The sequence below is a fragment of the Rosenbergiella sp. YN46 genome (genome assembly GCF_036620675.1).
GTDB lineage: Bacteria > Pseudomonadota > Gammaproteobacteria > Enterobacterales > Enterobacteriaceae > Jejubacter.
This window is the reverse complement of sequence record NZ_JAZHEE010000044.1, coordinates 23487-32473: the sequence shown is the minus strand read 5'-3', so window position 1 is coordinate 32473 and position 8987 is coordinate 23487. Positions and strand designations below refer to the sequence as shown.

Sequence of the window (8987 nt, the reverse complement as noted above, 5' to 3'; positions counted from 1 at the left end):
GAGCGGTAGTTCAGTTGGTTAGAATACCTGCCTGTCACGCAGGGGGTCGCGGGTTCGAGTCCCGTCCGTTCCGCCACTTATTGATAAGCCCTGAGCGTTTGCTCAGGGCTTTTTCTTATGCGTCTTTTTCGCTGGTAAGGCCTGAATCCTCTGCTTTCGGCAATATTTTGACAGGTTTTCAGCGTGGCGAATTTCATCGCGTTTGATATTCTCGTTACGGTAAAGCAGGCATACGTTATGGTATGAAGATGCCTCTGTATGTCCTCCTGGATTCACCGGGGTTATCTGGCTGTGGGCCAGCAGATGCGATCCGGTCGGTGACCTCTGGCATGGCGGATCCCCGTAGGCGTCGCTACCGTGGGAGAATGGGCGGCTATGGCCCACCTGTTTTCGTGTCTGAGCCAGTATATGGCTGTGTGGACTATATATGGTGAGATCTTGCACAGCGCCACAATTGTGCAGTCCGCAGAGCGCTGTTCTGCCGCCAGAGCCTTCAGCGCCGCCCGGTGCGGTATAGCTGTTCGTTAAGGTATCCGCGTTCATTTAGTCTGGGTTAATCCAGCATGGTTAGCTTAGCGCGCGGCCGGTTGAGTCTGGTTAGTTCGTTCGCTCAGGAAGTCGATAAAGGCACGGATACGGCTGCTGACCGCTTGATCGCTGTAATAGACGGCGCTGAAAGGCATCTCGACTGGCAGCACCACATCGCGCAGTAGTTCCACCAGTCGCCCGTCGGCTATCTCATTATCCACCATAAAGTCGGACAGGCAGGCGATGCCGTTGCCCTGCAGACACAACTGCTTGATGGTTTCGCCACTGCTGGAAAGCAGGGTCGGCGTGACTTCATAGAGTTGTCCGTCATCCTGGGGGAGTGGCCAGTGATTGAGCGTGGCAGGCGCGCTAAAGCCGATACAGACATGTGCGGCCAGATCCTGTACGTTACGGGGCGTTCCATTTTGCGCCAGATACTCTGGCGAAGCCAGAATTCGTCGGTAGCTGGTAAACAGCGGACGGGCCCGCAGACTGGAATCACTCAGTACGCCAGCGCGGATTGCCACGTCTACTTTACGCTCAATGAGGTTGATGAAGGTTTCCGATGACTCCAGACTCAGGGTGACTTCGGGGTAACGCTCGCGAAAGGGCTTCACCAGTGGCGCCAGCAGGTGCAGGACGACGGGGGTTGCGGCATCTACCCGTAGCAGCCCTCTGGGGCGCAGTCGTGACTCCAGTAGTTCATTTTCCGCCGCTGCCATCTCCTGCAAAATATGCTGGGCGCGCCGGAAGTAGCGGCCCCCCTCTTCGGTCAGACTGAGATGGCGCGTGGTGCGATTGAGCAGACTGACTCCCAGCTTAGCCTCCAGCTTCTTGACCGAACGGCTCACGGCGGAGTTGGCAAGACCCAGTTGCTGCGCCGCGCGGCTGAAGCTGCCGCTCTCCACCACAGAAACAAAGATGCACAACTCTTCAGAGGTCGTTTTCATTATCACTTTCCGGACAGGTGGTTACGGTGGAAAATAGCAGTCAGGGTATTTAATCACGGCGTATTCTCACTGTCATCCCGGGAGATTCGCGATGCGCTTTCGCCTTAGAGCGATTGAAAGTGGCCGCTAAAACCCCTATAACAGAAGAATTACCCGTTGTAAAAACGGGGTAAAGGTTACAGAGGTCATCAGCATAACGTGCGAAGAAAAACCTACGCCATGCGCTATGTCGCTGGCCAGCCTGCGGAGCGTATTCTGCCGCCAGGCTCTTTTGCGGGTATAGGTAAGGCGCTTCCTCCCGGCGAGCCGCTGCCTGGCGGCGAACGATTTCGCGTGCTGGTATGGAATATCTATAAACAACAACGGGCCGACTGGCTTTCCGTGCTGCAAAACTTCGGTAAAGAAGCGCAGCTCGTGCTGTTGCAGGAGGCCCAGACCACGCCAGAGCTGGTGCGTTTCGCCACCAGCAACTATCTGGCGGCAGATCAGGTGCCCGCCTTCGTTCTTCCCCAACATCCCTCGGGCGTGATGACGCTGTCGGCATCGCATCCGGTATACTGCTGTCCGCTGCGTGAGCGTGAGCCGATTCTGCGGCTGGCGAAATCGGCGCTGGTCACCGTTTATCCGTTGCCGGATGGTCGTCTGCTGATGGTGGTGAATATTCATGCCGTTAACTTCAGTCTGGGAGTGGATGTCTACAGCAAACAACTGGGGCCTATCGGCGATCAGATTGCTCACCATCAGGGGCCGGTCATTATGGGCGGCGACTTTAATGCCTGGAGTCGCCCGCGCATGGCGGCCCTGTATCGTTTTGCCCGCGAAATGTCGCTGCGGGAGGTGCGTTTTACCGACGATCAGCGACGGCGGGCTTTCGGACGCCCACTTGATTTTGTCTTCTATCGCGGCCTGAATGTTTACGAAGCTTCAGTGCTGGTGACCCGCGCTTCCGATCACAATCCGCTACTCGTCGAATTCACACCCGGCAAACCTGAAAAGCGCTAAGGTTGGTCAGGTCTGCCATGGGGCAGACCCGCGCTGTCCCGTTTTTTACTCAACGCAAAGGACAACAACATGACAACCGACACTCATCACGATCGCGTAGATCAACAGTTTGGCTCACAGGCCAGCGCTTATCTGAACAGTAGCGTGCACGCCAGCGGGGGAGATCTTGAACGGCTGGGGAGCACGCTGGTGCGATTTGCTGACGCGCGTTTACTGGATATGGGCTGCGGCGCGGGCCATGCCAGCTTCGTGGCCGCGCAGCGGGTCAGGGAGGTCGTGGCTTATGACCTGTCGGCACAGATGCTGGAAGTGGTTGCCAGCGCCGCGCACGAGCGCCAGCTGGCGAATCTGACCACCTGCCAGGGCTATGCAGAACAACTTCCTTTCGATGATGCCTGTTTTGATATTGTGATTAGTCGCTATTCAGCACACCACTGGCATGATGTGGGACAGGCGTTAAGAGAGGTACGGCGTGTCCTGAGGCCAGGCGGCAGGATGATTATTATGGACGTGACGGCACCGGGACATCCGGTGCTGGATATCTGGCTGCAGACGGTAGAGGCGTTGCGCGACACTTCCCACGTACGCGACTATCCCGCTGCTGAATGGCTGGGCTTTGTCGGCGAAGCCGGGCTGAATGTAGCAAATCTGTCCACCGATAAACTGGTACTGGAGTTTTCCTCCTGGATTGCCCGTATGCGTACGCCTGAGCCGCTGGCGGAGGCGATTCGACTGTATCAGCGCAGCGCTTCTGCGGAGGTTCAGCGTTACTTTGCCTTGCAGGATAACGGCAGCTTTACCAGCGATATTATCTGGATAGAGGCGCTGAAGCCTGAGTGACAGGGATAAAAAAAGCACCCTGAAACGGGTGCTTTTTGGGTGGCCGGATATCAGGTATCCGGCGTTGCATCGTGTTTAACGTACAGCGTCAATTGGTCGCCGGGCCGCAGGTTATCGGTGTCGTCATTCCAGCGTTCCAGATCTTTGATCTGCACGCCGTGACGTTTCGCGATACTGGAGAGGGAATCTCCCTTGCGTACGCGGTAGGTCATCCCATTGTCGCTGCGGCTGTTACTGGCCAGCTCATCGCTAGTAGCAGCGCCCAGACTGAGTTTCTGACCGGGACGAATTTGCGCGCTGTTCAGGCTGTTCCAGCGCTGCAGATCGCGGGTGCTGACGTTCGTTCGCGCCGCGATACCGGAAAGCGTATCGCCCTTGCGTACGGTGTAGCTGTCGCCAGTGTTACGTTCCGTGCTGCTGCTGCGGTTTTCTGCCAGCAGGCCAGACTGAACCGACTCGAAATCGCTGGCCGCCAGAGAAGTCCGCAACTGACCGGCGTGCTTACGCGGCACCATGACGTACTGCGGGCCGCTGCTACCCAGCCGGGCGTTTTTATAGCCCGCATTGTAGGTTTTCAGCTGGCTGACGGAGATCCCGGCCATATCGGCCACTTTGCTCAGCGTCATCGGGTTATTGACCTCGACGCGCGCCAGAGCACGGCTCTCGTCCGCCGTCGGCAAACGAACCCCGTAGCGTTTGCTGTTTTTGAAAATTTCGCTCAAAGCCAGCATTTTCGGGATGTACAGTTTGGTTTCCTGCGGCAGTGACAGCGACCAGAAGTCAGTCGATTTACCCTGTCGCTTGTTCGCCTTTATTGCGTTCAGCACCCGACCTTCGCCGCTGTTGTAGGCGGCGACGGTCAGCAGCCAGTCGCCGTCGAACATTCGGTTCAGGCGCTGCATCATGTTCAGCGCGGCCGTTGTGGAGGCCACCACGTCGCGTCGACCATCGTAGGCGCTGGTTTGCTTCAGGCCATAATGCCGCCCCGTGCTCGGTATAATCTGCCAGAGGCCTGCGGCACTGCGGGAAGACGTAGCATGGGGATCAAAAGCGCTCTCCACTATGGGCAGTAGTACCAGTTCCATGGGCATATTACGTTTTTTAATCTGCCCGGCTATCCAGTACATATAGGGCTCGGCCCTGAGTGTTACATCGTGGAGATAGCTCTTGTTTTTTAAGTATTTTTGTTTCTGTGCGCGAATCCGGCTGTTCTCCGGAATCCCCATCTTTAGCTCGTTACTTATAAAGGCCCACAGATCTTGATCCTGCGCGAGGAAAGACTGTTCGTCAGTCCATCGCGCAGAGGTCGCTCGACCTGTTAACTTCCCTGCTTCACCTTGACCAGCCGCAGAAAGGCTCTGAGCGTGCTGTTGAACGTTGCCGTCGTGCTTTGCACCCTGGCAACCTACCAGCAGAACAGAGGCGAGTAGTATCGCTTTTGCCTTCATGTGTGTGTGTCAACTGTTGCTTAAAAGACGAGCAATCATACAGTCGATGTCAGAACTGCGCAACCAGGAAAAGTCAGAAGTTGTCTTTAGCGGCCCTTAACCATGCAAAAAGTTGAACTGGTTGTTGCAAGTTTGTTTTATTTTTGATTTGTTTAATGAAATCAGAATCTTCTGTTCTAAGGAAAATATTAATTTTGCGCTCAGTTTTCAGGCTTGAAGGGAGCGTTTTTTGATTTGTTACGCGTAACTCTTTAACTTTTCTGTAATAGCTGTTTAAATCCATATCTTCAGGAAGGATACTCAGCGCGAAGGCCAGATTGCTTTCGGTATACTCATGGGCACAACAAATTAAAGTTTGTTCCGGTAGTTGGTTAATTCTTTGAAAAGATTGGAACATTTGTACTGGAGTGCCTTCGAAAAGTCGTCCGCAGCCGCCGGAAAACATCGTGTCCCCGCAGAAAAGCCAGGGGGCGGCATACCAGCAAATATGGCCCAGGGTGTGGCCCGGAGTCGCGAAAACGGAAAATTCGAGATTCAAAATAGTAACCCGATCGCCATCGCTGACTATCCGGTTGGCGCCTTTATCCTGGGTTTCCTGCGGCCCCCAGATCGGTAAATTCGGATAATGCCCCAGGAGTTTTTTGACTCCGCCAACGTGATCCTGATGATGATGCGTCAGTAAAACCCCTTCGGGTTGCCAGCCATTCTTCTGGATAGCATCCAGTACTGGCGTCGCGTCGCCGGGATCCACGATCAGACATTTTCCCGTTTCGTCGTGAAGGATCCAGATGTAGTTGTCCTGGAAGGCGGGAATACTGGTAAGATTCATAAAATACCTCTCACTGCGTTACGGAAGGTTGTGATGAAACCGGCAAGGATACCTGACACTATCGCTGCGCCTGACCGCTGGGCTGAACTCCCCTGGGGGGAATATTACCGCGATGCGCTGGAGCAGCGCCTTCAGCCGTGGCTGGCGAAAATGTTTGGTTTTCATCTTATTAAGGTGGGCAATCTGAGTGCCGAGATCGCCACCGACGCCTGCGCCATTTCACACCAGGTTAACCTGGCGTTACAAGGGCAAAACCTGCAGGTTGTGGCCGATCCGTTACATCTGCCGTTCGCGTCAGGTTCCGTTGATGCTTGTCTGCTGGCTCATACCATCTCCTGGTGCCAGGATCCGCACCGATTGCTGCGAGAGGCAGACCGGATTCTGATTGACGATGGCTGGCTAATACTAAGCAGTTTTAACCCCATTAGTCTGGTGGGACTACGTAAGCTGGTGCCGTTCCAGCGTCGCCGGGTAGCCCCCTGGAACAGCCGAATGTTCCCGCTGGCACGCCAGCTCGACTGGCTGTCTCTGCTTAATTTCGAAGTGCTGCATCAGGGCTGTTTTCAGGTGCTTCCCTGGTCGCGGCAGGGGGGAAAGATGCTTAGCACCCACCTGCCGGCACTGGGCTGTCTACAGTTCATCGTGGCGCGCAAACGTACTATTCCACTGACCCTTAACCCCATGAAACAGCGACGTGAGAAAACCCAGCTACGTCCGGCGGTCGGCGCTACCCGCCAGTGCCGGGTTACGGTTAGTTCCCGGACGTCTCGGCAAGATAGCCGCTATCCTCGCTCGCGGGATTAGCCGCCGCGCTACGAGCCAGTTCGTCGCAGCGTTCATTTTCCGGGTGGCCGGCATGGCCTTTTACCCATACCCAGTGCACCTGGTGGGGGGTGAGCGCCCGATCCAGGCGTTGCCAGAGATCGACATTCTTCACCGGCTGCTTGCTGGCGGTTTTCCAGCCGCGCTTCTTCCAGTTATGGATCCACGAGGTAATGCCCTGGCGTACATACTGGCTGTCGGTGCTAAGTACGACCTCGCAGGGTTCGCGCAGCGCCTCCAGCGCCACGATGGCCGCCATCAGTTCCATCCTGTTGTTGGTGGTCAGGTGATAACCCGCGCTAAAGGTTTTTTCATGCTGCTTATAGCGTAGAATGGCGCCATAGCCGCCGGGGCCGGGGTTGCCCAGGCAGGAGCCGTCGGTGAAAATTTCTACCTGTTTACCCATCTCTGGTAGACTTCCTGTATTGAAAACGCCAAGTCTGACATAAATGAGCGCCATGAGCACGAATAGCGGCATAGCAAGACAGGTCGTACTCGATACCGAAACTACGGGTATGAACCAGATCGGTGCCCATTACGAGGGGCACTGCATTATTGAGATTGGGGCCGTTGAGGTTATCAATCGGCGACTGACGGGGAATAATTTCCACGTCTATATTAAGCCGGACAGGCTGGTGGACCCTGAAGCCTTTATGGTTCACGGCATCGCCGATGAGTTTCTGATGAGTCAGCCGACCTTTGCCGAGGTGGCGGATGACTTTATTGACTATATTCGCGGCGCTGAACTCATCATCCATAACGCATCGTTCGATATCGGTTTTATGGACTATGAGTTTGGCAAACTTAATCGCGGTATTCCAAAAACCAACACCTTCTGCGAAGTGACCGACAGCCTGGCGCTGGCGCGTAAGATGTTTCCCGGTAAGCGTAACAGTCTGGATGCACTCTGTTCCCGCTATGAAATAGATAACACCAAGCGTACCCTGCACGGGGCGTTGCTCGACTCCCAAATTCTGGCCGATGTCTGGCTGGCGATGACCGGTGGACAGACATCAATGACGTTTGCCATGGAAGGGGAGACCCAACAGGAACAGGGAGCCGAGACTGTTCAACGCATCGTGCGGCGTGCCCAGTCATTGCGGGTGATCGCCGCCAGCGATGAGGAGTTGATGAGCCACGAATCTCGCCTGGATTTGGTGGAAAAGAAAGGTGGAAGTTGCCTCTGGCGCGCCTGAATTTGCACGAAAAAAAGGCGTTGGGGTGAATTTTGCATCAGTCGATTCAAAAGTTGCAAAAAAGCCGTTGACGCCCCCATTCGCAATCCGTAATATTCGCTTCGCTCCCCGGTGAGGGAGCAATGCGGAGCGGTAGTTCAGTTGGTTAGAATACCTGCCTGTCACGCAGGGGGTCGCGGGTTCGAGTCCCGTCCGTTCCGCCACGAATTTAAAAGCCCTGAATCAGCAATGATTCAGGGCTTTTTCGTCGTATGCTGAGCCCCCTCCAGCCAGAGGGGCGTAAGGCGCAGGACTATATAAAGCTCTCACTGGAGCAGGAGTGCCGGAAGAGCGGTATCGATTCCGTATGCAGCCAGCTCGCTTACGGGTCGCAAGTAACGAGAATCCAGCTCGTGGTCTGTGGGGCGCAACCGATAAGTGCTTCTTACAGGAGCATATGTAAAACCTCCGGCTATGCCGGAGGGTATTTATGTGTTAATCCAGTCTGAAATCATCGGCGTCACGCCAGGCCGGAAATGCTTCCCGGTAATTATTCAGCACTTCCAGCGATAACCGGGCTTCCAGTCTGCAGGCCTGATGGGGCTCAGCGCTGGCCATAATGTTTCCCTGTGGGTCGATGATACGGCTGTCGCCCCGATAGTGCAGGCCGTTGCCATCGGTGCCGACCCGGTTACAGCCTGCCACGTAAGCCTGGTTTTCAATGGCGCGGGCCGTCAGTAACGCCTGCCAGTGATGGGCGCGCGGCGCCGGCCAGTTAGCGACAAACAGCGCCAGATCATAATCATTGCGATTGCGTGACCAGACCGGGAAGCGCAGGTCGTAGCAAATCTGCGGCAGAATGCGCCATCCGCGCCACTCGACAACCTTACGTTCACTACCTGGCTGATAATGATGGTGTTCCTGCGCCATGCGAAACAGATGGCGCTTATCGTAACGGTGGACGATACCGTCCGGTTGCACCAGCAGAAAGCGGTTTACGGCACCTGCCTCGCTGCGGATAGCGGCGCTGCCTGCTACCAGCGCGTTGCACTGGCGGGCTTTGTCTTGCAGCCACGTAATCACCTCTTCTTCCGGCATCGATTGTTGCGCGGCCTCCATAGCGAAACCGGTGGTAAACATTTCGGGTAACAGGATCAGGTCACTGTCTGTTATCTGCTCCAGAAGTGGTTCGAAATGGCGCAGATTAGCGGCGCCGTCCATCCAGGCTAGCGGCTGCTGCAACAGCGTAATTTTCAAAAAAGACACGGTTGGGCTCTCCGGAAACGGTTTCAGAACACTGTAGCATGATGGTCATAAAAGAAGACCACTCAGCTTATCCGGTTGTTATATCGACTATCTCCCATGAGATATTTGCATTCCTGCCCTCTCTGAA

At 55.4% G+C, this 8987-nt stretch carries 9 protein-coding genes and 1 tRNA gene; 5 read left to right on the top strand and 5 right to left on the bottom strand.

Annotation, left to right across the window (positions count from 1 at the left end; all coding sequences use genetic code 11):
- Nucleotides 1–572 precede the first annotated feature (572 nt).
- Complete coding sequence (yafC, locus tag V3W49_RS20445; RefSeq protein WP_500147828.1) at nucleotides 573–1478, bottom strand: DNA-binding transcriptional regulator YafC; 906 nt, start codon at nucleotides 1476–1478, stop codon at nucleotides 573–575.
- Between the two features lie 198 nt (nucleotides 1479–1676).
- Between yafC and V3W49_RS20440 the strand changes: the two genes are divergently transcribed.
- The gene (locus tag V3W49_RS20440; RefSeq protein ID WP_500147827.1) at nucleotides 1677–2480 is read left to right on the top strand and encodes an endonuclease/exonuclease/phosphatase family protein; all 804 of its coding nucleotides are present in this window, start codon (nucleotides 1677–1679) and stop codon (nucleotides 2478–2480) included.
- Between the two features lie 69 nt (nucleotides 2481–2549).
- Entirely contained in the window at nucleotides 2550–3320 is a 771-nt protein-coding gene (locus V3W49_RS20435; protein WP_500147826.1) for a class I SAM-dependent methyltransferase, read from the top strand.
- Nucleotides 3321–3370: 50 nt separating this feature from the next.
- Here V3W49_RS20435 and mltD read toward each other — a convergent pair whose 3' ends face one another.
- Both mltD and gloB read right to left on the bottom strand, forming a co-directional pair.
- Nucleotides 3371–4768, bottom strand: a complete 1398-nt coding sequence (gene mltD / locus V3W49_RS20430) for a murein transglycosylase D (protein WP_500147825.1) — start codon at nucleotides 4766–4768, stop codon at nucleotides 3371–3373.
- A gap of 73 nt (nucleotides 4769–4841) precedes the next feature.
- Nucleotides 4842–5597: a hydroxyacylglutathione hydrolase gene (gloB, locus tag V3W49_RS20425; protein WP_500147824.1), complete on the bottom strand. Its 756-nt coding sequence runs from the start codon at nucleotides 5595–5597 to the stop codon at nucleotides 4842–4844.
- A gap of 33 nt (nucleotides 5598–5630) precedes the next feature.
- Here gloB and V3W49_RS20420 point away from each other — a divergent pair, with 33 nt between their 5' ends.
- Nucleotides 5631–6401, top strand: coding sequence for a class I SAM-dependent methyltransferase (locus V3W49_RS20420; protein WP_500147823.1), 771 nt, complete (start codon nucleotides 5631–5633; stop codon nucleotides 6399–6401).
- On the opposite strand, the gene rnhA is transcribed toward V3W49_RS20420, so the two are convergent.
- Nucleotides 6349–6879 carry a ribonuclease HI gene (gene rnhA / locus V3W49_RS20415; protein WP_500147822.1) on the bottom strand — a complete coding sequence of 177 codons (531 nt, stop codon included), beginning with the start codon at nucleotides 6877–6879 and terminating at the stop codon, nucleotides 6349–6351. The genes V3W49_RS20420 and rnhA overlap by 53 nt on opposite strands.
- Between rnhA and dnaQ the strand changes: the two genes are divergently transcribed.
- Nucleotides 6878–7615 (top strand): DNA polymerase III subunit epsilon, encoded by a 738-nt coding sequence (gene dnaQ, locus V3W49_RS20410; RefSeq protein WP_500147821.1) that lies wholly within the window; start codon nucleotides 6878–6880, stop codon nucleotides 7613–7615. The genes rnhA and dnaQ overlap by 2 nt on opposite strands.
- Nucleotides 7616–7741: 126 nt before the next feature.
- A tRNA-Asp gene (locus V3W49_RS20405) sits at nucleotides 7742–7818 on the top strand.
- A gap of 271 nt (nucleotides 7819–8089) precedes the next feature.
- Here V3W49_RS20405 and V3W49_RS20400 read toward each other — a convergent pair.
- Nucleotides 8090–8860: an amidohydrolase gene (locus tag V3W49_RS20400; RefSeq protein WP_500147820.1), complete on the bottom strand. Its 771-nt coding sequence runs from the start codon at nucleotides 8858–8860 to the stop codon at nucleotides 8090–8092.
- Between the last annotated feature and the right edge of the window lie 127 nt (nucleotides 8861–8987).

Coding starts and splice junctions, on each gene's coding strand:
- dnaQ (WP_500147821.1), top strand. CDS start 6,878: ATGAGCACGAATAGCGGCATAGCAAGACAGGTCGTACTCGATACCGAA.
- V3W49_RS20420 (WP_500147823.1), top strand. CDS start 5,631: ATGAAACCGGCAAGGATACCTGACACTATCGCTGCGCCTGACCGCTGG.
- V3W49_RS20435 (WP_500147826.1), top strand. CDS start 2,550: ATGACAACCGACACTCATCACGATCGCGTAGATCAACAGTTTGGCTCA.
- mltD (WP_500147825.1), bottom strand. CDS start 4,768: ATGAAGGCAAAAGCGATACTACTCGCCTCTGTTCTGCTGGTAGGTTGC.
- yafC (WP_500147828.1), bottom strand. CDS start 1,478: ATGAAAACGACCTCTGAAGAGTTGTGCATCTTTGTTTCTGTGGTGGAG.
- gloB (WP_500147824.1), bottom strand. CDS start 5,597: ATGAATCTTACCAGTATTCCCGCCTTCCAGGACAACTACATCTGGATC.
- rnhA (WP_500147822.1), bottom strand. CDS start 6,879: ATGGCGCTCATTTATGTCAGACTTGGCGTTTTCAATACAGGAAGTCTA.